Consider the following 22,710-nt stretch of genomic DNA (forward strand, 5'->3'; position numbering starts at 1 on the left):
TGATTACCCGGCTCAAAGCTAAATCCTAGTATACTTCCTGCGGAGATCCAAAGTATGCGGGTATTCATCGCCCGGTTCTTCTTCCGGAGGAGCCATTGGGCGTGGAACCTGCTCATGCTCATAGAATGTCCTTAACGCGCTGAATGCTGGAGGAGGCGTCAAGACGCCCTGGGTGAAGCCATGATCCCAGAATCGATTGACGCGCCTTGCCTCAGCTTCGTTGCTGTTGACCGGTAGCGTCTCATAGTGACGTCCGCCCGGGTGGCTGACGCGATAGCTACAGCCACCAATGGAAAGACCGTTCCAGGTATCAATCAGATCAAACACCAGGGGAGTATTCACCCCAAGAGTCGGATGCAGCGCCGAGGTTGGCGCCCAGGCGCGATAGCGCACCGCCCCCACCATCTCCCCTTTCTTTCCGGTCGCTCGCAGCGGTACGCGGCGACCGTTGCACGCCAGCACATAGCGTCCTTCAGTCAAACCGGACAGGCGCACCTGCAGGCGTTCGACGGAGGAGTCAACGTAGCGAGAGGTCCCGGACTGCGTCACTTCTTCGCCCAGGACATGCCACGGCTCGATCGCCCAGCGAAGCTCGAGCTCAATATCATCAATTTGCTGGCGACCATAGTGCGGGAAGCGGAACTCTTCAAACGGCAGCAGCCATGACAGTTTGAAGGGATAGCCATGCCGCTGCAGGTCATCCACCACTTCTTTTACGTCCTGCCAGACGAAATGCGGCAACATAAACTTATCGTGCAGTTGGGTGCCCCAACGGACCAGCGGCTTGTGATACGGCTGGTTCCAGAAACGCGCCACCAGGCAGCGGAGCAGCAGCAACTGCACCAGCGACATGCGGGCGTGCGGCGGCATTTCGAAGCCGCGGAACTCCAGCAGCCCCAGACGGCCGCTACTGCTGCCTGCCGCGTACAGTTTGTCGATGCAAAATTCTGAGCGATGGGTATTACCGGTGATATCCACCAGCAGGTTGCGCATTAGCCTGTCCACCAGCCATGGGGTATCAACCAGCCCTTCCGGCATGTTCTGGAAGGCTATCTCCATTTCGTAAAGCGCTTCATCCCGTCCTTCATCCGGACGCGGAGCCTGACTGGTTGGGCCAATAAACATTCCTGAGAATAAGTAGGAAAGACCCGGATGGTGCTGCCAGTATGTCACCAGGCTACGCAGGAGGTCGGGACGCCGCAGTAGAGGGCTGTCGGCAGGAGTGGCCCCGCCTAAGGTCACGTGGTTACCGCCCCCGGTACCGGTGTGCCGGCCATCAAGCATAAACTTCTCGGCCCCCAGTCGGGTCTGTTGCGCCTGCTCGTAGAGCGTTTCAATATTATGGACCAGCTCATCCCAGTGGCTGGCCGGGTGAATATTGACCTCGATAACCCCAGGGTCGGGGGTTAACAGCAGCTTCTGCAAGCGAGCATCTTTTGGCGGCTCATAACCTTCTATCACCACCGGTAGCTGCAACGCGCTGGCCGTCGCTTCGACGGCATGAATCAGGGCAACATAATTCTCCAGATGGGTGACTGGCGGCAGGAACAGATGGAGCTTGCCCTCGCGCGGTTCGAGGCACAGCGCGGTGCGGACCACGCTTTTACTGCCGTTAACTGCCGATTTTTGTTGCTGCAACGCCTGCTGGGCAACGGTGGTGGCCGCCTCTTCCCCGATCGCAAAAACCGGCAGCGGTTCGCGAGGCTCGAAAGGATCGCGTTCGACGACGCGCTCATCTTCGGTGAGCGGCGGCAGCGAATTGAGCGGCAGACGGTAACCCATGGCACTGTCTCCGGGGATCAGCGTAATCAGCCCTCCCCGCATCGGCCAGCGGCTACTCCGCCACCCTTGACCATCAAACTCGACGGGCAGAATGTAGCCCGTTGCGCTTTCCATACCGCGGCTGAGTAAACTGGCCAGCCGGCGCCGTTCAAGGTCATCATCGAGACTCGCCTTTCTCGGGTCGGCCCCTTCCGGCAGCGCGCGCTCAAGCCACAGGTAGTAGAGCGCGTCTTCATACCCGGGTTGCAAATAGCCGGCGTCGATGCCTAGCTGCTGACACAGCGTCTGACCAAAGCGCTCCGCATCAGCGATGCCGTGGCCGTAATCCCGATCGACGCGGGCAACGAGCTCCGGATCGTGCCACAGCGCCTCTCCGTCGGTGCGCCAGAAGCACCCCAGCGCCCAGCGCGGAACCTCCTCTCCCGGATACCACTTACCCTGACCATAGTGCAGCAGTCCCCCATGACTGAACTGCGCTTTTAGCCGCAGCAGCAGGTCTTTAGCGAGACGTAATTTGTCCTTGCCCAGCGCCTCGGTGTTCCACTGCGCAGAGTCCATATCGTCGATGGAGATAAATGTCGGTTCGCCCCCCATGGTCAGGCGCACATCATTGGATTGCAGCTCAACGTCTACGGCGCGGCCCAGCGCGTTGATGTTCAGCCACTCATCTTCGCTGTAAGGCCGCGTGACGCGCGGATCTTCATGAATGCGTGTGACAATGTTGGTATAGCTGAACTCACATTCGCATGGGTCGGTTGCGCCGGTAATCGGTGCCGCAGACTGCGGGTCCGCCGTGCAGGCTAAAGGAATATGCCCTTCGCCGGCAAACAGGCCGCTGGTCGGATCCAGCCCCACCCAGCCAGCGCCGGGGAGATAGACTTCACACCAGGCGTGCAGATCGGTGAAATCCTGTTCCGGGCCTGACGGACCGTCGAGCGCTTTCACATCGGCAGTCAACTGCACCAGATAGCCGGAGGCAAAGCGGGCTGCCAGCCCCAAATGACGCAGGATCTGCACCAGCAGCCATGAGGTATCCCTGCACGAGCCTTTTTTCAACGTCAGCGTTTCCTGACAGCTCTGCACGCCGGGCTCCAGGCGAATTCCATAGTCAATTTCGTTGGCCAGGCGGCTATTGAGCTGCACCAGGAAGGTCACGATGTGCACCATTTCCTCGCAATCAACGGTATCCAGCCACGCGTCAAGTTCAGGGCTCTGCTCGGTGACCTTAAGATAAGGTGCGAGTTCTTCCTGCATCAAAGAATCATAAGCAAAGGGAAAATGCTCGGCATACTCTTCAATAAAGAAGTCAAACGGGTTGATCACGGTCATGTCCGCGATCACCTCCACCGCGAACTCCAGGCGTTTCGTTTTTTCAGGAAACACCAGCCGCGCCTGATAGTTGCCGAACGGATCCTGCTGCCAGTTAATAAAGTGGTCTTCGGGCGTCACTTTCAGGGAATAGCCATGTATATGGGTACGTGAATGAGGCGCTGGGCGTAGGCGCAAAATATGCGGCGCCACGTTGATCAAACGATCGAATTCGTAAGTCGTTGTATGTTGAATCGCAACCCGGATGGTCATACGGCATCCCCTTGCAGGAAAAGAAACCAGTTATCGGTAATCAGGTGATGAAGCGCAATCAGGCTGAGCTGAACCTCATTGAGGTAGAGACTAAATTCGCGGTTCAGATCGTGAGAATTATCGACGCCCCGGGTTGCAAGCAAAAGACTGTCAATGTGATCCGAAACGGCCGACGCCCTCGGCAGCTCAGCGGCAGCCAGCTTGATTTGCTGCAGGCAATAGCGCTGCGAACGAGGGAAATGCCCATCCGTCAGGAGCAGCGTGACCACCAGCGAGCCTTTAATCGAACAGCGCATTACCCGGCGAAAGCTGAGATAGGCGCTTTGCGATTTCAGGACCTTAGACCACACCACCTGGCCTAACTTGATGCTCTCCTCCTCACGCGCCTGCATCATCAGGGAATTTGCCGCGTCAAGAATGCGCGTATTCATGTCGGCGCGCTCCAGATAGCGCCCCATGTTCAGAAAATGCCAGCCGGCATCGCGGCTCATCGACCCGGTCAGCAGGCCGATAATTTTCTGACATCCTTCAATGACGTTATTGAGATACGTATGTCGTTCAGAGCGGTTGATCCCCAGGCGGATGTTCTGTCTGGCGTACAGATCCAGTTCATTGATCAGCTCCCACATCTCTCCCGGTACCACATCACGGCTGGTACGGATATTTTCACGGACCATTTTTAGTGACGACAGCAGAGAGTCTGGGTTGCTCTCGTCGGCCAGCATAAACTTCAGCACATTGCGTTCGTCTTTAATTTTATAGCGCTGGCCAAACAGGGCGACGCCGCTGCTAATTTCGATCAGGTTATACCAGGAAACAGCGATATCCCGTGGCAGATCGTAAAGCAGATCGTCATACACGCTGACTAACCGCGCGATATTCTCCGCGCGCTCCAGATAACGCGCGCTCCAGTACAGGCGCGCAGCAACTCTTGATAGCATGTTCATTATTTTTTGCTCTCCACGATCCAGGTATCCTTACTCCCGCCGCCCTGGGATGAGTTAACCACTAATGAGCCTTTTTTCATCGCCACCCGCGTCAACCCACCGGTTGTCACGTAAGTCTCTTTGCTTTGCAAAATGAAGGGGCGTAGATCGAGGTGGCGCGGCTCCAGATAATCTTTCGCGATGAGCGCCGGTGCGGTAGAGAGCTTCAACGTCGGTTGAGCAATATAGTTGCGTGGATTCGCCTGGATCAGTTCGGCAAACTGCTGCTGCTCTTTTTTGGTCGAGTGCGGCCCGACCAGCATGCCATAGCCGCCGGATTCGTTAGCCGGTTTCACCACCAGCTTATCCAGATTCTGCAGAACGTATTCCCGTTCATCATCATTCTGGCAAAGGAAGGTTTCCACGTTCGGCAGAATAGGCTCTTCGTCCAGATAGTAACGAATCAGTGCCGGAACATACGCATAGACGACCTTGTCATCCGCCACCCCGGCGCCAGGCGCATTGGCCAGCGCCACGTTTCCGGCTTTCCATGCCCGCATCAGGCCACGCACCCCGAGAACAGATTCGGGATCAAATACTTCCGGGTCGAGGAACATATCGTCAATGCGTCGGTAAATGACGTCCACCCGCTCCGGGCCGTAGATCGTTTTGGTGTAGACGCAGTCGTCGTCGCCAACAAACAGATCGGCGCCTTCCACAAGCTCGACCCCCATTTGCTGGGCCAGAAAGGCGTGTTCGAAGTAGGCAGAATTATAAATCCCCGGGGTCAGCACCACGATTTCCGGGCGTTCAATCTGCCGGGGCGACAGGGCCGCCAGGGTTTCCAGCAGCTGTGCCGGATAGGCGTCAATGGGTTTGATATTCTCGCGTTCAAACAACTCCGGCAGAACGCGCTTGGTGATGGCTCGGTTTTCCAGCATATAGGAGACGCCGGAGGGAACCCGCAGGTTATCTTCCAGGACGTAGAACTGCCCGGTTTCATCACGGACTAAATCGGTCCCACATATATGCGCCCAGACGCCATAAGGTGGCGACATCCCGACACACTCGGGGCGAAAATTTTTCGACTCCTTAATGATATATTCGGGAATGATGCCATCTTTGATGCAATGTTGTTCGTTATACAGGTCATTGATAAAGCGGTTCAGCGCGGTAAGTCGCTGCTTCAGACCGGTTTCGGCTATCGTCCAGTCCTGAGCATCAATGGTGCGGGGAATAATATCGAATGGCCAGATCCTGTCGATATTTCCTTTGTCGGTATAGACCGTAAAGCTAATGCCCATTTCCTGTATTGTCGCCTCTGCCGTCAGACGACGCTTTTCAAGTTCATCCGGCGCAAGCGAATCCAGACACTGAATCAAACTCTGTGCTGAACGGCGGGGATTGCCCTCATGGTCGATCAGTTCGTCGAAATAGACGTCGGCTTTGTAGTTTTTTATGAGTTTATGCATCAGCATTGTATCCGTGTTAAATCGCCGATCGTGGCAATATATGCTTCACCTACACAGAACTAAGCCTTTTCATTTTCCATAAAATGAATGTGGCTTTTTACCAGGTGTCATATCAACACCAGTGAGTAAATTAGGTTATCGTCAATAGAGACTGATATGTTCTGTCAATTAAACTATGCGGGTATATTGTGAGTCAGGCATCCTCTTAAAAAACACGGCAAATATGAATATTGGAATCGACGTAGAACTAACTCATGACAGCGTTGATTATCCACTCCTCGCCTACAATAATATCTGCACTGCGTATGGCCCCCACAAATTGGCGGTGATGCGCTGAGATGTTTATTCCTTCATCTAAGTATAAGCATAAAGCATGCCACTAATTAAATTGTTAAATATCAGTGTGATGAGATAAATATTGCTGTGTGCATCGATTCATGATGCCTCACGATGATGCAGGCTGATTTTTGTGGGGCACCAAAATGAAACATTACCATTGCGTTTATTCGAGAGTTTCAATCATCGAGCATCTTAAATAGACAACATTGGCAAAGTTCATGACCGAATTTCAGCACAGGGGTTATGCGTATACTATCCACAGGGTTAATCCAGCAGTTTCATTTCCAGCGCACGGCTCATTGCCTGAGTGCGACTGTTGACTTTGAGCTTGCTGTAGATGTTCTTGAGGTGCCATTTCACCGTCTCAACAGAAATAGCCAGGGAACGCGCAATTTCTTTGTTCATCTGGCCGTCGGCGACGAGGTGTAATACCTGAAGTTCTCGCTCACTGAGCGCCCAATGAACATCATGGCTTTCGCTCTGACGCGGTATTCCTCCGCCCTGAACACCCTGCTCTACCCTGTAAATCTGTGTTGTGCCCTGCTCTTTGCAGGCCGCAGAGGATTCGTCCATATAGGTAAGCAAAGGTTGCAATGTCTCGCCGGCATCAAGAAAAATACGCTGGAGATTCTGTTGCTCAGCCAGGTGCAGGACTGGCTGCAATGCAGTCCTGGCCGCCGCGTTTTCGCCGCTCTTCCACAAGGATAACGACCATAGCGTACGCAGACGCGCTGCGGATAGCCAGTCACCCCGACGTTCCTGCTCAGTAACCAGTCCGGCCAGTAGAATGCTGGCTTGCGGCGCCTGGTCTGACGCCAGAAGAAGGCGGCTGCGGCTGACGGCTGCATGCTGAGCGATCGCACGTTGACAAGGATGTTCGGCATCCATTCTGCTATGGACCGCCAGTTGCTCGAGTTGCCGCTGCCGTTGCTCTGCGCCGGGATAATCCCCGCACTGCAGGCGCACTCTAACCTGCTCGGTTAACAACAAAGCCTGCAACCGCTGCCACCCGCGAGAGATCGCAAGTCGCTGCGCATGTACCAGGAGTCGTTCCGCCTCATGCGGCATGTCGTCATGCAAAGCCTGACGCGCAAGATAGGTATAGCAACGACTCAATGCATCGGGTGGACTGAACCGATCGATGAGTTCGAGTCTATCTGCTAACAGATTATCGAGTGAGTCAAGGCTCCGCTGTTCGTAAGCAATTTCCGCCAGCAGCGGTGCCAGCGTTGCGCCGCTGGTCGACTGGGAGCCGGTATAACGCTCAGCCTGACGCAATGCACTTTCGGCATACCGCCCGGCGTTCTCCAGATCGGCCTGGCAAAGATGGCACTGGGTGATGATAAAAGCACGGTAAACCGAGACAAACAGATTATCCAGGGGGCTTTCCGGGCAGGGCATATACCGTTGAACCTCCAGGGCCTCAGCGTAGCGCTGGTTCACCACGTGGCAGTAGCTAAGAATATTGCATATCAGGCCATCAACCCAGGTGTCTCCGCAGGGCACTTCGGCCAACAGCGGCTGAACAATAGCCATACTCTGCGGAATATTTTCAGCGAAGGCTTCGCAAATCGCGCGCACAACACGCAATTTAAGCCAGGCGCTGCGGGTCATACTCGCACGGTGATTAACGACCATTTGGTCGAGATTATCGAGCAACCTTCTCGATTCATCAAAGCGGAAATAGTGCGCCAGAGCCCAGGCCAGATTGATTTGGAGGTCAATACGCGAAGGGTCATTGCTGTCGGGTAAATGATGCATCCAGGAAACCAGGGTATCTATATCCCCTTCTTCCGCCAGTGACTGCGCGCTGGCGCCATCCTGTCCGGGGCTATGAACGGGCTTGCCCGCGGCGAGTGCATGACGTACCGCCTCGGACCACAATCTCTGCTCAACGAACCAATGACTGGCTAGTTCATGTAACTTGGGGTAGATATCGTTGCTCTGCTGCAATATCGCCCGCAGGGTCTCCTGCAAAAGAGGATGGTAGCGAAACCAATAGCCTTGTTCATCAAGGGCTGACAAGAAAAGGTTGTGTCTCTCAATCCATACCAGCATGGCTTTACCATCGTCACGTCCTGTAACCGCATTGCATAACCCGGCATTTACACGATTGAGGAACGAAGTTTTCACCAGAAAATCGAGCACCTCCTCCGGCAGAGGGTCAAGTACCACCTCTTTCAGATAACGGGCGATGGAGCGCGTACCTCCACGAATGTTGCGCAGCAGATGTTCTGGATCATTCTGCAATGCCGGGGACAATGACGCGATCTTCATACCCGCAATCCAGCCCTCTGTCGCGGACAGCAGCCGCAGCGCATGCTGATTGCTAAGCGGTACGGCAATCGTCTGGCTGAAATATTTTCGCGTCTCTTCGAGCGTGAACTGCAGGTCTCGATCATAGATTTCCACCAGCTGGTCCTGCGCCTGAAGCTGACTCAGGGACAGACTCGGGTGGATACGGCTGCCGATGATCAGATGTAACGCGGCAGGTGCATGCCTGAGCAAATAGCCCAAGGCTTCATATACACCAGCATCATTAATCATGTGGAAGTCATCGATGATCAGATACAGGTCGTGTGGACAGTAATGTAGCTGGTTAATCAACCCGGCCAGCAGCTGTTGAGAGTTAGCGGGCTTCTGTTCTTCTATGTTGCGCCAAAAATCGGCGTCCCAATCGCCATAGAGCGGACGCAATGCCTGCAGCAGATAAGGTATGAACTGCCAGACGTCATCATCCTCCTCATCGAGGCTAAGCCAGGCAACACGTTCACCCTGGTCGATCATTTGCTGATGCCACTGGGCTAATAGCGTGGTTTTACCAAATCCAGCCCCAGCGCAAACGACGCCCAGACGGCGCCACTGAATTTGATCGAGGAGTCGGAGAAGCCGTGAGCGCTGTAGTAACGGGATAGAGGAGCGTGGCGGGACGAATTTGGTCAGGATGAGCGGCAAGCCTCTCGTCAGCCGCAATGGTCCAGAGACCAGTGATGTTGATTGGCGACCTGCAAAATCCGATGGCTTCATCCGTGGTTGTCTGCTCGTATTGTTTTTATCAATTGTACGCCAGAGCTCGGGATGACATGGGACTGCCCTTCTGGATAAGTACACAAAATTTATAAAGTTTGACCTCAAGCATGAAAACCCCCACCAACCCACCCATGAAGGTGGCTTCGCACTCTCTGCTGGCGCTCGTAGATTCATTGCATTGGTGTGGTTAGGGTGCACCCACCCTGTTAAATAACCCCGCCCGGCCGACCTTTATTGAGGAGACTTAAATGATGCTTAGCAAACAGGCGTTGCTACAGGCTTACCGCAAGATGCGCGAGATCAGGACATTTGAGGAGCGTTTGCATCAGGAAAACACCAGCGGTGATATTCCAGGCTTCATCCACCTTTATACCGGTGAGGAGGCCATTGCTGTGGGAGTTTGCGAAAATTTAACGGACGCTGATTTCATCGGTTCTACGCACCGCGGACACGGCCACTGTATTGCCAAAGGCTGCGATATTCACGGCATGATGGCTGAAATATTCGGTAAGGACAGCGGATTATGTCGCGGCAAGGGGGGCTCGATGCACATTGCCGACCTCTCAAAAGGCATGCTGGGTGCGAACGCTATCGTTGGCGGAGCGCCTCCGTTAGCCATTGGCGCTGCGCTGACGGCCAAAACCCTGAAGACCGGCAACGTCGGCGTCTCTTTTACCGGTGACGGCGGTTCTAATCAGGGCCTGGTTTTTGAAGCGATAAACATGGCAGTCGTGCTCCAGCTTCCTGCGATTTTTATTTTCGAGAACAACGGTTATGGCGAAGGTACCGGCCATGACTATGCCGTCGGCGGTCGTGATATCGCCAGGCGCGCCGCCGGCTTTGGCTTACCGGCAGTGACGGTTGATGGCACCGATTTCTTTGCCGTTTACGAGGCCACCGCAGAGGCGGTCAAGCGCGCCCGCGAAGGAGGTGGTCCGAGCGTGATTGAGGCCAAAGCCTTCCGTTGGCACGGCCACTTCGAGGGCGATCCAGCCCTATATCGTGCTGAGGGTGAAGTTCAACGTCTGCGTGAACAACATGATCCGCTGAAGATTTTCACCGCCAGGGTCAAGCAACATGTCACCCAGGAAGAACTGGCGGCGATCGATGCGGAAGTTGAAGCGCAGGTCGACGATGCAGTACTCAAAGCCCGCGCCGCTGCCTATCCGGCTCCGGAAGACCTGTTGACCGACGTTTATGTCTCTTACTGAGGGTGATAACAATGACTATAAAAACCTATCGTGAAGCGGTGAAGGAAGCCCTGGCCCAGGAAATGGAGCGTGACGAACGCGTGGTACTCATCGGCGAAGACCTGCGTGGCGGCCATGGCGGAAATGCGCCAGAAGAAGCGAGGATAGAAGCCTTTGGCGGTGTGCTCGGCGTAACTAAGGGGCTGTGGACGCAGTTTGGCTCTGACCGGGTGATCGATACGCCAATTACAGAGTCGGCGATCGTCGGCATGGCTGCCGGCGCCGCGGCAACCGGTCTGCGGCCGGTGGCGGAGTTGATGTTCATGGACTTTTTCGGCGTTAGCCACGACGCACTGTACAACCAGGCTGCCAAATTCCGCTACATGTTTGGTGGCAAGGCCAAAGCACCACTGGTCATGCGTGGCATGATCGGTGCGGGTTTCTCTGCAGCGGCCCAGCATTCGCAGTCACCCTATAATATCTTTGCGACCACGCCGGGACTGAAGGTGGTGGTGCCGTCGACGCCTTATGACGTCAAGGGGCTGCTGATCCAGTCGATTCGTGACGACGATCCGGTGGTGTTCTGCGAGCATAAAATGCTTTATGACCTCAAGGGCGAGGTGCCGGACGAGATTTATACCATCCCGCTTGGTGTAGCCAACTATACCCGCGAAGGAGACGACGTCACCATCATCGCGCTGTCGGCAATGGTACACAAAGCAAATCAGGTCGCCGACAAGCTGGCCAGGGAGGGGATCTCGGTTGAGGTGGTCGATCCACGCACCATCTCGCCACTGGACGAAGAAGGTATTCTGGAGTCGGTGGCTTCCACAGGCCGCGTGGTGATTGTCGATGAATCAGCGGCGCGTTTTGGCTTTGCTCATGATGTCGCCGCGCTAATTGCTTCCCAGGCATTCCATTTCCTCAAGGCGCCGATTGTACTGGTGACACCACCGCACACCCCAGTGCCGTTCTCCCCTGCCCTCGAAAAGCTCTGGATCCCTGACGTCGGGCGTATCGAAGCGGCCGTCCGCCAAGTGCTGGAGGATTAAGTCATGAGCGATATCAAGACGCTTGAAATGCCGAAGTGGGGTCTTTCAATGGAGGAAGGTTTGCTCGCTCGGTGGGCCATCCAGGAGGGTGAAGACTTCACCAAAGGCCAGGAAATCTGTGAAATTGAGACCAGCAAAATCGTCAATGTGCTGGAGGCTCCCTTCGCCGGTACGCTACGTCGGATACTAGCCCGACAGGGAGATACCCTCCAGGTAGGCGCAGTTTTGGCGCTGGCAGCTGACTCTTCAGTCAGCGAGGCTGAGCTGGACGCCTTCGCTGCCAGTCTGGCTACGGTGCCGCCAGCGGCCCCTGTCGCCCAGGCTACCGAGCCTGCTGTCGCGGCTATCGCCATCGGTAAGCCGCCTGGCGTTGTCCCGGCCCCATCCAACAAGCCCCTGGCATCCATTGGGCAAACCGAGGTACCCGTCAGCCTGCAAGGCACGACCAATGCGGCTCAGGTTAATGCCACCCCCCATGCGTTGCGTCTGTCTGCACGGTGGGGTGTCGACCTGCAAAAGGTCCGCGGTAGCGGGCGTGACGAGCGTATCTCTGTCGCTGACCTGGAGAGCGCGATCGTTGCGGCCGGAGGCCGTATAGCCTCACCGAAGCCGCCAGTGCGTTCCAGCAAAGCACCTCGCTCCCATGCCGACGATAGCCAGGTATCGGCAACCCCGCTGGCGCGTCGTCTGGCCGGGAAAATGGGGATCAACCTGCACGACTGTCGCAGCAGCGGTTCACACGGGCGAGTCAGTCGCGATGATGTGCTGGCAGCCGCTTTGCTGCTTGATGGTCTGCCGCAAGCCGGAGCGGTTCAGACGGCGCCACCGGCAGCCTTTGAGACTTTGCCGCTGTCCGGTATGCGGCGGGCGATCGCTGCTCGCTTGCAAATGTCCAAGCAAAATTCACCTCATTTCCGTTTGACTGCCGATCTCGATCTGGAGCGACTATTAGCGTTGCGGAAGGAAATCAACAGCGCAGTGCCCGGCGTCAAGATATCGGTTAACGATCTGCTGGTTAAGGCCTGTGCCCTGGCGCTGGTGGCTGTGCCGGATGTTAACGTACAGTTTGACGAGGCAACGCAGAGCATCCGCCGTTTTGCCAATGCCGATATTTCGGTGGCCGTTGCGCTGCCAGACGGGTTAATTACCCCTATCGTACGTTCGGCCAACAGCAGATCGGTAAGCGAGATCTCCAACGAAATTCATTCTCTGGTCACCAAAGCCAGGGCGGGCACGCTCAAGCCCGAAGAGTTCCAGGGCGGCACCTTTAGCTTGTCAAACCTGGGTATGCTCGGAGTACGGCAGTTTGATGCCATCATAAATCCACCGCAAAGCGCGATCCTCGCCATTGGCGCCGGCGAGCTCCGGGCGGTGGTACGCGACGGACAGATCGTCGCACGCCATCAACTGACCGTATCGCTGTCCTGCGATCACCGGGTAATCGATGGCGCGCCAGGCGCGGCTTTTCTCCAGCAGCTCAAGCGACTGGTTGAAACACCGACCCTGCTGTTGATCCAGGAGACGAGCGATGCACGATAAATACGATGTACTGATAATCGGCGGCGGACCCGGGGGTTATGTCGCCGCCATCCGTGCCGGCCAGCTAGGGCTTCGTACGGCCCTGGTGGAAAAACAGCACCTGGGAGGTATCTGCCTGAACTGGGGCTGCATTCCAACCAAGGCGCTGCTGCACGGCGCAGAGGTGGCGCACAGTATCACCCATGCCAGCCAGCTGGGTTTCACTTTCGGCGAGGTGAATTTCGATCTGCAGAAACTGGTGCAGTTTAGCCGCTCCGTATCGCAACAGCTGACCGGCGGGGTTGAGTACCTGTTGAAGAAGAATGGCGTCACGGTGATAGACGGCACAGCCCGATTGCGTGGTAAGGGACAGATAACGGTAGCCGATGCCAGAGGAGAAGAGCACGACTACCGTGCCGACCACGTTATCCTTGCGACGGGTGCCCGCCCGCGAGCGTTACCAGGCGTAGTGCCGGATGGTGAGCGTATCTGGACCTACTTCGAGGCGCTGCAGCCCAGGTTCTTGCCTAAATCTTTATTGATCATCGGTTCAGGCGCCATCGGCGTCGAATTCGCCAGCCTTTATAACGATCTTGGCAGCGACGTGACGCTGGTCGAGCTAGCCGCGCAGATACTGCCGGTTGAAGACGCCGAAGTGTCCGCCGTGGTGCGTAAATCATTCGAGCGGCGCGGCATTCACGTGCATACCCGGACTCTCGTGACGCAAGTGCAGGTCACCGATACCGGGGTGCGCTGCACCTTGAAAAACGCCGACACCGAACAACTACAGGAGGTCGAACACGTGCTGTTGGCGACGGGCGTGCAGCCCAATGTTGAAGGTCTCGGGCTGGAAGCCCTCGGAGTCGTGTTGGATCGCGGTTTTATCAAGACGGATGCTGCCTGCCGCACCAACGTATTCGGCCTTTACGCCATCGGCGATGTAGCCGGTCCACCCTGCCTGGCGCACAAGGCCAGCCACGAAGGAACAATTTGCGTCGAGACGCTGGCTGGCGTCGAAGGCATACACCCTCTTGACCGCGACTATGTGCCTGGTTGCACATATGCCCGGCCACAGGTTGCCAGTCTGGGCTTGACTGAGGAGACGGCGCGGGCCAGAGGACGGCCGATCAAGATAGGTAAGTTCGCCTATCAGGGCAATGGTAAGGCGCTGGCCAGCGGTGAGACGGAGGGGTTTGTTAAGACCATTTTCGATGCCGAAACCGGCGAGCTTCTGGGGGCGCATATGGTTGGCGCACAGGTCACCGAACAGATCCAGGGTTTTGGTATCGCCCATCACCTGGAGGCCACACATGAGAGTCTGTTATCGATGATTTTTGCCCATCCGACGCTTTCAGAAGCCATGCATGAATCGATCCTCGCGGCCATCGGTCGGCCGCTGCATCAATAAGTCAATAAAGAAGGCCGCGATAGCTTCGTTGAATGAGGTTACGCCCTTCCGGTTTCAAATGTGTTATTGGGTCAATCAGCGGGTTTCTTATGCTCGTTGCAGGCAGAATTCCCTCCAGCCATCTACTCATGTTAGCGGCTGGGGGGCGTTTCTCGTGAGAACAGGGAGCCTTCCCCGCGCTATGGAATAAGAATGAAATTTATTGCCCACATTTTTGACTCAGGATCCATGATGAGACGGTATTGAGCGCCCCTGGTGAATATGAGTATTTCCCGGACAACAGAAACAATCCCTGTTTCCACAACGGCCACTGAGAGGCAAGCTGATAATCAAACCATTCGCTGCGTAAAAGTCCGTGAGTCGCCCCCGGCAGCTGCATGATACAACGCGGTGTGTCCAAAGGAAGTGCTTTGGTCCAGACAGCGACAGTGTCATCAGGGTCTACATTCCGGTCATCCTTACCCATCAGAATTAATACCGGCGTCCGCATGACGGAAATATATTTCGTCGCATCAGCCCGGGAATTTCTGCGCTCGAAGTCCTGACGCGTACACTGGGTGTTACAGGGGAGAGACGCCGCTTCTTCTGTAAACTGGCGGTCAAAAAGTACGGCTTCATGTTTTTTAGCGGCCAGCACATCAGTCACGGAGTGACCCTCAGCTTTAAGCCGTTGTCCTGTATAGTATATGCCTTGATTCCGCCAGTTTATCGCAGCGCCTATCAGCACGGCAAAGTCAGCTGCTGCCGGTTGGCTTGCCGGAGGTACGACCCAGCCAGCCTGCGAGAACCCAAGATAACCTCCGCGACTGTTTTTCAGTTCTGGCTGTTCTCTCAGTTTTTGTAACGCTAAAACGGCCTCCTCTGAGCGATCTGACATTGTCTGTGCCAACCAGTTACCTGTACTTTGACCCACGCCTGGTTTATCCCATGAAAAAACGGCAATTCCCTGCGAGATAAGGAAGTTAACCAGCGGAATATATCCGCCTTCTGACCAGCGATCCTGCGGCCCGTCGCCATGAATGAGAAGCACAACCGGGGGCGACATCTTGCCAGGAGGCATAATTAACGACCCCTCCAGGAGATCCTGATGATGCTTGAAAGATATAATACGTTGCTGACCGGAGTCTGAAATATCGAACTCGGATAAGCGACTTAAAAAAAACATAACAAGAGCAATAATAACAATTAAAAATGACACGACATATTTAAGCATACAAAGCTCTTTGGTTATTTGTACATATAAAAACAGTTCGGTCATTTAATTGATTATGAAAACTATGAGAAACGTCTTTCATTTTCGCTTCCTGTCAGCCCTAATCCACACGATCCAGTATTTTTCTGTGTTCAGCTTGCGCCACCGCAGAAAAAATAGCGACTACCATTTTTCATGTTCTATCGGCGCTGATCCCGTTAGCAATGAACCAGTCGGAGCCGCTGCCAGGGTAGTTAAGATGGTTTACGGCTTTTTTACGGGCCAACAAAACGACGAAATCAGCAACTAAATCTGCAAGAGAATGAATACCATCTGCAATTAATCCCCGAGCGCCGGAAAATGGGCTATCCAGCGCAGGGAACCGCTGGATAGCCGCGACAAAAGATTATCTTCTACTCTAACCAGCCGGCATCGCTCTCACCGGGTCGACAGGCCCTCTTCACCCGGAAAGCTCTCTCCTCTGCGTCATTTTTAATGGCAACCCGAAAATTTAACCCCACATATTTAAGCCCGGACTTATAGCGATCATTTTCAACAGCAGGCAAACGACATTTAATGAGTAATACTTACTCGCTCATTTCGTTCAATGCCTGGGACAATGTCATCAGATTCGGTGGCGTTTCATTCAGGTTCAGTTGCTGCAGGAGAGCATGCAAGTGATCGCTCATGAGATTCTGCGCGCGTTGAGTATCCCCCTCCTGTAGCGCAGCAATAATATTTTTGTGTTCATCACACTGGCAGTGCGTGGTGACATCCTGCTGGTAAAGCATAACTATCAGCGAACTCAGTATCATCAGATTATCGAGGATACCGCGCAGGACGTCGTTACCGGCGATCCGCGCCATAAGCTCATGAAACGCGCCGAGTTCGTAGACAATGCGCCGACGATCCTGAGCATGAAACGACTGGTGTTCGTTATGCTGCTGACGTGCTATCTCTTCCGCGAAAAGCGCCATTCTCTCCGGCGTGATGCACGAAATGATGGCACACTCAATGGCGCTACGGGCAATAAAGACTTCGTGAGCCTGTTTTGCCGTTGGCCGGGCAACCATTGCACCGTAGTTGGGTTCTATGATGACAATCCCCTGACCCGCCATGCGCTGTAGCGCAGTTTGCACATGATTGCGGTTTGCCTGTAGCGCCTCGACGATTTGCGCCTCAATTAAGCGCGTTCCCGGACGTAGCTTATGCTGCCCGATAGCCTGGGTGAGCGCTTCCACCACCCGGTTAACTTCACGCTGCTTTGGCGTCAGTTTTTCACTCATTGCGTTCTCTACCCTGATTTATTCTCTGGTCCAGACCCTTTTCCCACGAAAATAGACTGCCTCAACGGCAGGCAAACGCGCAACTACTTGTGCCGAACAGGCTGCATTCAGCAAGATAAAACTGGCCTCATCGTTCACTTTCGGCCAGGCCCTGTCGCCACTGTCTGTGAGTGGCAGGCAATTCCCGGTGGCGATGGCCAGCGCCCGACTCAGCTCAAACTCGCTACCGCGCGTATAGAGCCGCGCCCAGTCGTGCGCTTTATCCAGCATACTGGCGGAGCCAAACGGCGACCAGTGATCGATAACGCTATCGGTACCGCTTAGCAACCGCACGCCGCGTTCGCGTAAATACGGTAGCGGCATAACGCCCTTGCCTAACGGCAGACAGGAGGCTAGTGATACCCCAAGCTCTGCCATCTGCCCCGCCAGCTCGCTCAGCTCCGCTGGTTCGATTTGCGCCAGACAGTAGGCGTGACTCAACGTCAGCTTCCCGCGCAGCGCCGGCTCCCGTTCCAGCGCATCCAGTAAATAGCGGATACAGGCAATACCGGTGGATTTATCCTCATGCAGATGGTAATCAATGCCCTTTCCTGCTTCGACGGCCAGTTCCAGCGTCGCTTCCAGCGAACGGACCATATCACCGTCCGCTTTTGACGGATCCAGGCCACCGACCCACTCACAGCCCAGCGCCAGGGCTTCACGCATCAGCGACAGCGAACCCGAGCGCAGCAGTCCGTGCTGCGGAAAAGCCACGATCTCACACTGGAGCTTCTCCCGCCAGGGCGCCAGAGCCTCCAGCAAATGCAGCAGGCTTTGCAGACCGCTTACCGGCTCGATATTACAATGGCTGCGAACGTACGTCGTTCCCTGCTGCTGCACCAGCTGCAATAGCGCGTGCGTGCGCTGCACCGAGGTCGGCAGCAGCGTGGGCAGTATCTCCTGTTCAAGGACGATCATCCCAAAGATGTCCTGTGCCCCGCTCTCCCGCGCCGCACGCCAGGGACCGCCGTAAAAGGTTTTATCCAGATGAATATGCTCGTCGCGGGTGGCCGGGAGCATCAGATATCCCCCGGCATCTAGCCAGGCGACGCCCGGCAGACGCTGGGTACCGGCGTAGATAGCGCTAATTCTGCCGTCCACAATATCGAGGGTAAACTCCGCACACTCGGTTCCCTGCACCACGCCCTGTCGGCGAATGAACCCCTGCTCCAGGCGGACGTTAGTCAACAAATAGCGTTCACTCATCGGCGTTTCCCCGACTGCAGAGTGGAAAAGAGGAAGGCACAATCTCTGCGAGCGGAGGATGATTAACCGTGCGTTCCGGATAGCTGCGCAGAATATGGGCGAACACGTTCTGCGACTCTGCGTGCAGTTCCGCGAGGTCGTAACCGGCCTGTACCATGCGTCCTTCCCAGTAGACCTTACGCCCGGCAACGATAGTACCGGTGACATCGCGTCCGTTGCCACTGAGCACCAGCGCGGTGATCGGGTCAAATATCTGCCCCAGCGCAGGTTGATTAAGGCTCACCACGATCATATCCGCCTGGCAGCCCGCTGCGAGTCGCCCCAAATCGTCGCGCCCCAGCGCCTTCGCCCCGCCGAGGGTGGCCATGCGGTAATAATCCGCGCTGCTGGCGGCGGCGATATCACCGGTCACTACCCGGGTAAGGATCGTGCCCAGATGCATATTGCTGAACATATCCGGCGGGAAGGTATCGGTACCGAGCGCCATATTGACGCCTGCGGCCCTGAGCTGTGGATACTGTTCGAGATATTTCGCGTGACGACCGGACACCATCGGACAGGAGACCACCGTCGCCCCGGAACGCGCCAGGCGATCGATATCCTGCGCTATTCGCTGTGGGTCAGGCCGTTCGCCGCCCAGAAACTGGCCATGCGGTAGCAGCATCCGCCGGTTTAGCAGCCCGACGTCTTCAAGCACCTCCAGCGAACTCTTGCCATTATAACGACGGGCGATTTCGCCGATCTCCAGCTCGCTCTGGCAACAGTGCAAGCGGGTTGGACAGGCCAGCTCCGCCACCAACGCGGCCAGTTCGGCGAGCCACTGCGGATCGCCGCCTTCAATTCTGTCCGGCGCCAGCATCCCGCTTAGCGTCGGCACACCGCGCTGTCGCAGACGCTGGAAAAAGCGCTGCGCGTCATCCAAGCCGCGGCGGGCCTGGGCTCTGTCCTCGCGGCGGCTAAAGCGCCCCGAAGCGTCGGTAACATAATATCCGGCCATAAACGCCGGGCCTAGCCAGGCTCGTGCGCCGAGGGACTCCGCGACGTCCGCAGCGTAGAGATATTCATCGAAGTCTTCTGCCCACTGGCGATAGAGGATCGAGGTTATCGGGGCAAAACTGGTGATCCCGTTACGCAGCAGCTGGCTATAGGCATAACGCTTGGCAAAGTCGAGCTGTTCCCGGCTATACAGATCGCGCCGCAGCCAGTCATCGGCAACGATCCGCCCTTTTCGCCAGCCCGGCTGATTGTCGAATGCCAGCACGGTGGTATCTAAATCGCCCAGCGCATCCAGGTCGATAAAACCAGGGCCAACCAGGCTGTTACCCGCGTTAATCTCTTCATCAATATGGCCCGGATAATCGTGACCGACAAAGAGGATTTTATCCCGCTGATAGACCACTTCGCCGTCGGCATACAGACAGTGGTCGCCCTGGCGGTAGCCCACCACCCAGGCGGCACGAATGCGCGTTGTTTTATCAGTCATTAAAAGAGGCACTCCCCGTTGTTCGCCACCAGCACACCGCCTTTAAACACCTTCCGCTCGACCGGAACCTCCACCAGCGCTTCCACCATACTCCGTCCGGGGATCAGGACCAGATCGGCGCGGCAGCCTGGCTCAAGACCATAGTTCTCGAGCGCCATCACTCGCGCCCCGCCGTGCGTAATGGCGCGCGTTGCGCGCATAATTTCGCTATCTTTACGCCAGCGATAGCGCAGGCCCATGGTGACCGCACGCTGGATCATGTCCCCGTTGCCATAGGGGCTCCAGGTATCGCGCACCCCATCATTTCCTGCGCAAATTGCCACCCCGGCACGGTCGAGGATCTCCCACGGCGGTACGGCGATATCTGCGGGCGCGGTCGTCGCGACGCTCACGCCCAGCTCCGCCATCTCTTCGGCAAAGCGCTGCTGCCGGGCAGGATCCAGCATCCCCAGACAAAAACCGTGGCTAACGGTCACGGCATGCTGTTTCTGATAGCGGCGGGTAAATTCCAGGATCAGTTCAAGGCTAAATGCGCCCAGCTCGCCGCGTTCGTGCAGATGAATGTCGATTTTTTTATTATGTCGACTGGCCAGTTCAAAAATAATCTGCAGGTGGCGCTGCGGGTCGCGGTCAAAAGAACACGGATCCAGCCCGCCGACCAGCTCAGCGCCCATTTCCAGCGCCCGCTCCAGCAAGGCTTCGCTGCCGGTATTTTGCAAAATACCGCTTTGTGGAAAGGCGACAATCTCGATATCTACCTGCTGCGCCAGGCGTCGGCGCGTCTCCAGCACCCCTTCCAGATTGGCCAGCCCAATCTCATTATCAATATCCACGTGAGTACGGATAAAAGAGGTGCCAGCCGCAATGCCGCGCCGGGCGATGCGCTCAGACTGAAGCTGTGCATCGGGGACCTGTTCATGGCGGTAGGTGCGTTCGTTGGCAATAATTGCCGCCAGATCGCGCGGAACATCATTGATATACCACTCGCGGCCCAGGAGCGTTTTATCGAGGTGGGCATGACCGTCCACCAGGCCGGGAAAGGCCTGAAAACCACGACCATCAATCACAGTGGCATGCTCAGGCGGAGCCAACGCTCGCGCTCTGGCCGCAATCTTCCCGTCCTCAAGCAGCAGGTCAACGGGTGAAGAGGAATCAAAAGGCGTTACGCCTTTAAGCAAAATGGCGGTCATTTACGATACCTTCGCTAACGGAATAGAGGTGGAACAGGCCATCACTTCAACCGGGAAATGGCACTCAAGCTGATGATTAGCGCTGAGGTTGTGCGCCGGCGGCATCGTCTGGTGGCACAGCGGTTTGGCATAAGGGCAGCGCGGCGCAAATGCGCAGCCTGGCGGTGGCGCCAGCGGGCTGGGCGCTTCACCACGAATCGGTTCCCGGGCAATGGCGGGCGTATCAAACTGTGGGATAGCCGCCATCAGCATCCGCGTATAAGGATGCGCGGGACGAGCGAAAATCTCCTCGACGCTGCCCTGCTCGACCAGTCTGCCGAGATACATGACTCCGACCCTATCGGAGATATGGGAGATCACCGCCATATTGTGGCTGATAAAAAAGTAGGTAAGCCCATTTTCTCGCTGTAACTTGCGCATCAGATTAAGCACCTGAGCCTGAACCGATACATCCAGCGCCGAGGTAGGTTCATCGCAGATCAAAAAACCCGGTTGCGTCGCCAGCGCGCGGGCAATCGAGATACGCTGACGTTGACCGCCGGAGAATTCATGAGGAAATTTATCCAAATCCCCGGCAGCAAGCCCGACCTGCTCCAGCAGCTCGCCGCAATACTCTCTGGCCTGGCGGGTGGTGCCCACCTTTTTCGCCAGCAGCAGCGGTTCTGCCAGCGAACGACCGATGCGCCAGCGAGGGTTCAGGCTGGCATAGGGATCCTGGAAGATCATTTGCGTGCCGTTTTGCCCCGCTGAACCGGATATTTGCGCACTGCGCCAGGCGTAGTTTATCTCGCCGGACGATGGCTGATAGAGCCCGGCCAGCGCGCGGGCAACGGTCGATTTTCCGCATCCCGATTCACCTACGATGCTGAACGTTTCTCCCTGGCGAATGGTAAAGCCGATGCCGCGGACCGCATGCAGCTCCTTTTTCGCCGCCGGGCGAAAGAGCGACGTTTTTTTCTCCCGCCCCAGATTAAAGCGAATATGCAGGTCGCGGATGGTCACAACTTCCGGGGCAAGGCCCGATGGCTCGTTCATAGCGATTCTCCTTGCGGATGAAAGCAGGCCAACTGGGCCGCGTGTCGGTGGTGCATCAAGGGCTGCTGTTCGCGGCATTGTGCGCTGGCATGCGGACATCGAGGGTTAAACGCGCACCCTTGAGGTAGCGCGTTCAGCCGCGGCATCGCGCCATCAATTTGCTTGAGATACTCATGCCGTTCGCTCATTGACGGAATGGACTGAATCAACCCGCGGGTATAAGGATGTTGAGGATGCCTGATAACCTGCGCGACTGGCCCGGTTTCGACAATGCGTCCGGCGTACATCACCGCCACTCTTGAACACACTTCCGCGACCACCCCCATATCATGCGTGATCAGCATCACCGCCGTACCATGCTGTTCGCATAACCGGCGCAGCACTCCCAACACCTGAGCCTGCACCGACACATCCAGCGCCGTAGTGGGTTCATCGGCAATCACCAGCTGCGGGTCGACGCACAGAGCCAGCGCAATCACCACCCGCTGGCGCATTCCGCCGGAGAGTTGGTGCGGATACTGATCGATGCGCTGGAGCGGGCTGTTAATCCCGACTTCCGTCAACAGCGAAACCGCCCGCTCCCGCGCTTCGTTAGCCGACAAGGGAAGATGGGTACGGATGGTTTCAATGAGTTGCTGTCCAATGGTCAGTACCGGATTAAGGCTGGTTAGCGGGTCCTGGAAAATACAGCTGATTGCTTTGCCGCGCAGTTGACGCCGGGCTTCATCGTCCAGATTATCGATACGCCGATCGCCAAACCAGATTTCGCCGCCCCGAATGCGCCCAGGGGTTTGTAACAGCCCGGCGATAGCCGCACCGGTCAGGGATTTACCCGCCCCTGATTCGCCGACCATCCCGAGGATCTCACCCGGCTGCATCGTCAGCGTCAAATCGTGAATCGCCTGCAGGTTGCCTTTGCGGTGCAGGAATTCAATGCTCAAATTTTTTACTTCCAGTAACGCCTGTAGAGAAGCCGTCATT

General features: G+C 56.2%; 15 protein-coding genes and 1 pseudogene. 4 read left to right on the forward strand and 12 right to left on the reverse strand.

Features of this window, described 5'->3' with window-relative positions:
• Positions 1 to 18: 18 nt before the first annotated feature.
• The 4 genes from HCK03_RS13615 to HCK03_RS13630 all read right to left on the reverse strand — a co-directional run bounded on the left by HCK03_RS13615 (position 19) and on the right by HCK03_RS13630 (position 9,127).
• Entirely contained in the window at positions 19 to 3,363 is a 3,345-nt protein-coding gene (locus tag HCK03_RS13615) for a transglutaminase family protein (RefSeq protein WP_143716725.1), read from the reverse strand.
• Positions 3,360 to 4,310, reverse strand: coding sequence for an alpha-E domain-containing protein (locus tag HCK03_RS13620; RefSeq protein ID WP_197734839.1), 951 nt, complete (start codon positions 4,308 to 4,310; stop codon positions 3,360 to 3,362). The genes HCK03_RS13615 and HCK03_RS13620 overlap by 4 nt, the downstream gene beginning before the upstream one ends.
• A complete protein-coding gene (locus HCK03_RS13625) occupies positions 4,310 to 5,761 on the reverse strand; it encodes a circularly permuted type 2 ATP-grasp protein (protein WP_041147625.1) in 1,452 nt (483 codons plus the stop codon). The genes HCK03_RS13620 and HCK03_RS13625 overlap by 1 nt, the downstream gene beginning before the upstream one ends.
• A 603-nt stretch (positions 5,762 to 6,364) precedes the next feature.
• Complete coding sequence (locus tag HCK03_RS13630) at positions 6,365 to 9,127, reverse strand: LuxR C-terminal-related transcriptional regulator (RefSeq protein ID WP_167691742.1); 2,763 nt, start codon at positions 9,125 to 9,127, stop codon at positions 6,365 to 6,367.
• 254 nt (positions 9,128 to 9,381) lie between these two features.
• Between HCK03_RS13630 and HCK03_RS13635 the strand changes: the two genes are divergently transcribed.
• From HCK03_RS13635 to lpdA, 4 genes are read left to right on the forward strand one after another with little or no spacing between them, the layout of a single operon-like run.
• Positions 9,382 to 10,341 carry a thiamine pyrophosphate-dependent dehydrogenase E1 component subunit alpha gene (locus HCK03_RS13635; RefSeq protein WP_167692443.1) on the forward strand — a complete coding sequence of 320 codons (960 nt, stop codon included), beginning with the start codon at positions 9,382 to 9,384 and terminating at the stop codon, positions 10,339 to 10,341.
• An 11-nt stretch (positions 10,342 to 10,352) separates the two neighbouring features.
• Positions 10,353 to 11,372, forward strand: a complete 1,020-nt coding sequence (locus HCK03_RS13640; RefSeq protein WP_041145526.1) for an alpha-ketoacid dehydrogenase subunit beta — start codon at positions 10,353 to 10,355, stop codon at positions 11,370 to 11,372.
• A 3-nt stretch (positions 11,373 to 11,375) separates the two neighbouring features.
• Entirely contained in the window at positions 11,376 to 12,911 is a 1,536-nt protein-coding gene (locus tag HCK03_RS13645) for a 2-oxo acid dehydrogenase subunit E2 (protein ID WP_167691743.1), read from the forward strand.
• Positions 12,901 to 14,298 carry a dihydrolipoyl dehydrogenase gene (gene lpdA, locus HCK03_RS13650; protein ID WP_167691744.1) on the forward strand — a complete coding sequence of 466 codons (1,398 nt, stop codon included), beginning with the start codon at positions 12,901 to 12,903 and terminating at the stop codon, positions 14,296 to 14,298. Before HCK03_RS13645 ends, lpdA begins: the two co-directional genes overlap by 11 nt.
• A 199-nt stretch (positions 14,299 to 14,497) precedes the next feature.
• On the opposite strand, the gene HCK03_RS13655 is transcribed toward lpdA, so the two are convergent.
• From HCK03_RS13655 to HCK03_RS13690, 8 genes and pseudogenes are all read right to left on the reverse strand, one after another.
• Positions 14,498 to 15,556: an alpha/beta hydrolase family protein gene (locus tag HCK03_RS13655; protein ID WP_311316592.1), complete on the reverse strand. Its 1,059-nt coding sequence runs from the start codon at positions 15,554 to 15,556 to the stop codon at positions 14,498 to 14,500.
• A 202-nt stretch (positions 15,557 to 15,758) separates the two neighbouring features.
• Positions 15,759 to 15,851 (reverse strand): annotated as a pseudogene (locus HCK03_RS26380) (cation diffusion facilitator family transporter); the annotation flags it as partial.
• A 226-nt stretch (positions 15,852 to 16,077) separates the two neighbouring features.
• Entirely contained in the window at positions 16,078 to 16,776 is a 699-nt protein-coding gene (locus HCK03_RS13665) for a GntR family transcriptional regulator (RefSeq protein WP_041145523.1), read from the reverse strand.
• Positions 16,777 to 16,794: 18 nt separating this feature from the next.
• The gene (locus HCK03_RS13670) at positions 16,795 to 18,021 is read right to left on the reverse strand and encodes an amidohydrolase (RefSeq protein ID WP_167691745.1); all 1,227 of its coding nucleotides are present in this window, start codon (positions 18,019 to 18,021) and stop codon (positions 16,795 to 16,797) included.
• The gene (locus HCK03_RS13675) at positions 18,014 to 19,504 is read right to left on the reverse strand and encodes a chlorohydrolase family protein (protein ID WP_041145521.1); all 1,491 of its coding nucleotides are present in this window, start codon (positions 19,502 to 19,504) and stop codon (positions 18,014 to 18,016) included. Before HCK03_RS13675 ends, HCK03_RS13670 begins: the two co-directional genes overlap by 8 nt.
• A complete protein-coding gene (locus tag HCK03_RS13680; protein ID WP_167691746.1) occupies positions 19,504 to 20,694 on the reverse strand; it encodes an amidohydrolase in 1,191 nt (396 codons plus the stop codon). Before HCK03_RS13680 ends, HCK03_RS13675 begins: the two co-directional genes overlap by 1 nt.
• The gene (locus HCK03_RS13685; RefSeq protein WP_041145519.1) at positions 20,695 to 21,729 is read right to left on the reverse strand and encodes an ABC transporter ATP-binding protein; all 1,035 of its coding nucleotides are present in this window, start codon (positions 21,727 to 21,729) and stop codon (positions 20,695 to 20,697) included. It lies immediately after the preceding gene.
• Positions 21,726 to 22,709: an ABC transporter ATP-binding protein gene (locus tag HCK03_RS13690; RefSeq protein WP_076947110.1), complete on the reverse strand. Its 984-nt coding sequence runs from the start codon at positions 22,707 to 22,709 to the stop codon at positions 21,726 to 21,728. The genes HCK03_RS13685 and HCK03_RS13690 overlap by 4 nt, the downstream gene beginning before the upstream one ends.
• Between the last annotated feature and the right edge of the window lies 1 nt (position 22,710).

The sequence above is a fragment of the Klebsiella terrigena genome, from assembly GCF_012029655.1.
Taxonomy (GTDB): domain Bacteria; phylum Pseudomonadota; class Gammaproteobacteria; order Enterobacterales; family Enterobacteriaceae; genus Klebsiella; species Klebsiella terrigena.

What these genes read in the sequence shown, in the direction of transcription:
- HCK03_RS13685 (WP_041145519.1), bottom strand. Translation starts at nt 21,729, where the DNA reads ATGAACGAGCCATCGGGCCTTGCCCCGGAAGTTGTGACCATCCGCGAC.
- HCK03_RS13675 (WP_041145521.1), bottom strand. Translation starts at nt 19,504, where the DNA reads ATGACTGATAAAACAACGCGCATTCGTGCCGCCTGGGTGGTGGGCTAC.
- HCK03_RS13670 (WP_167691745.1), bottom strand. Translation starts at nt 18,021, where the DNA reads ATGAGTGAACGCTATTTGTTGACTAACGTCCGCCTGGAGCAGGGGTTC.
- HCK03_RS13655 (WP_311316592.1), bottom strand. Translation starts at nt 15,556, where the DNA reads ATGACCGAACTGTTTTTATATGTACAAATAACCAAAGAGCTTTGTATG.
- HCK03_RS13665 (WP_041145523.1), bottom strand. Translation starts at nt 16,776, where the DNA reads ATGAGTGAAAAACTGACGCCAAAGCAGCGTGAAGTTAACCGGGTGGTG.
- lpdA (WP_167691744.1), top strand. Translation starts at nt 12,901, where the DNA reads ATGCACGATAAATACGATGTACTGATAATCGGCGGCGGACCCGGGGGT.
- HCK03_RS13680 (WP_167691746.1), bottom strand. Translation starts at nt 20,694, where the DNA reads ATGACCGCCATTTTGCTTAAAGGCGTAACGCCTTTTGATTCCTCTTCA.
- HCK03_RS13630 (WP_167691742.1), bottom strand. Translation starts at nt 9,127, where the DNA reads ATGAAGCCATCGGATTTTGCAGGTCGCCAATCAACATCACTGGTCTCT.
- HCK03_RS13635 (WP_167692443.1), top strand. Translation starts at nt 9,382, where the DNA reads ATGCTTAGCAAACAGGCGTTGCTACAGGCTTACCGCAAGATGCGCGAG.
- HCK03_RS13625 (WP_041147625.1), bottom strand. Translation starts at nt 5,761, where the DNA reads ATGCATAAACTCATAAAAAACTACAAAGCCGACGTCTATTTCGACGAA.
- HCK03_RS13620 (WP_197734839.1), bottom strand. Translation starts at nt 4,310, where the DNA reads ATGAACATGCTATCAAGAGTTGCTGCGCGCCTGTACTGGAGCGCGCGT.
- HCK03_RS13640 (WP_041145526.1), top strand. Translation starts at nt 10,353, where the DNA reads ATGACTATAAAAACCTATCGTGAAGCGGTGAAGGAAGCCCTGGCCCAG.
- HCK03_RS13645 (WP_167691743.1), top strand. Translation starts at nt 11,376, where the DNA reads ATGAGCGATATCAAGACGCTTGAAATGCCGAAGTGGGGTCTTTCAATG.
- HCK03_RS13615 (WP_143716725.1), bottom strand. Translation starts at nt 3,363, where the DNA reads ATGACCATCCGGGTTGCGATTCAACATACAACGACTTACGAATTCGAT.
- HCK03_RS13690 (WP_076947110.1), bottom strand. Translation starts at nt 22,709, where the DNA reads ATGACGGCTTCTCTACAGGCGTTACTGGAAGTAAAAAATTTGAGCATT.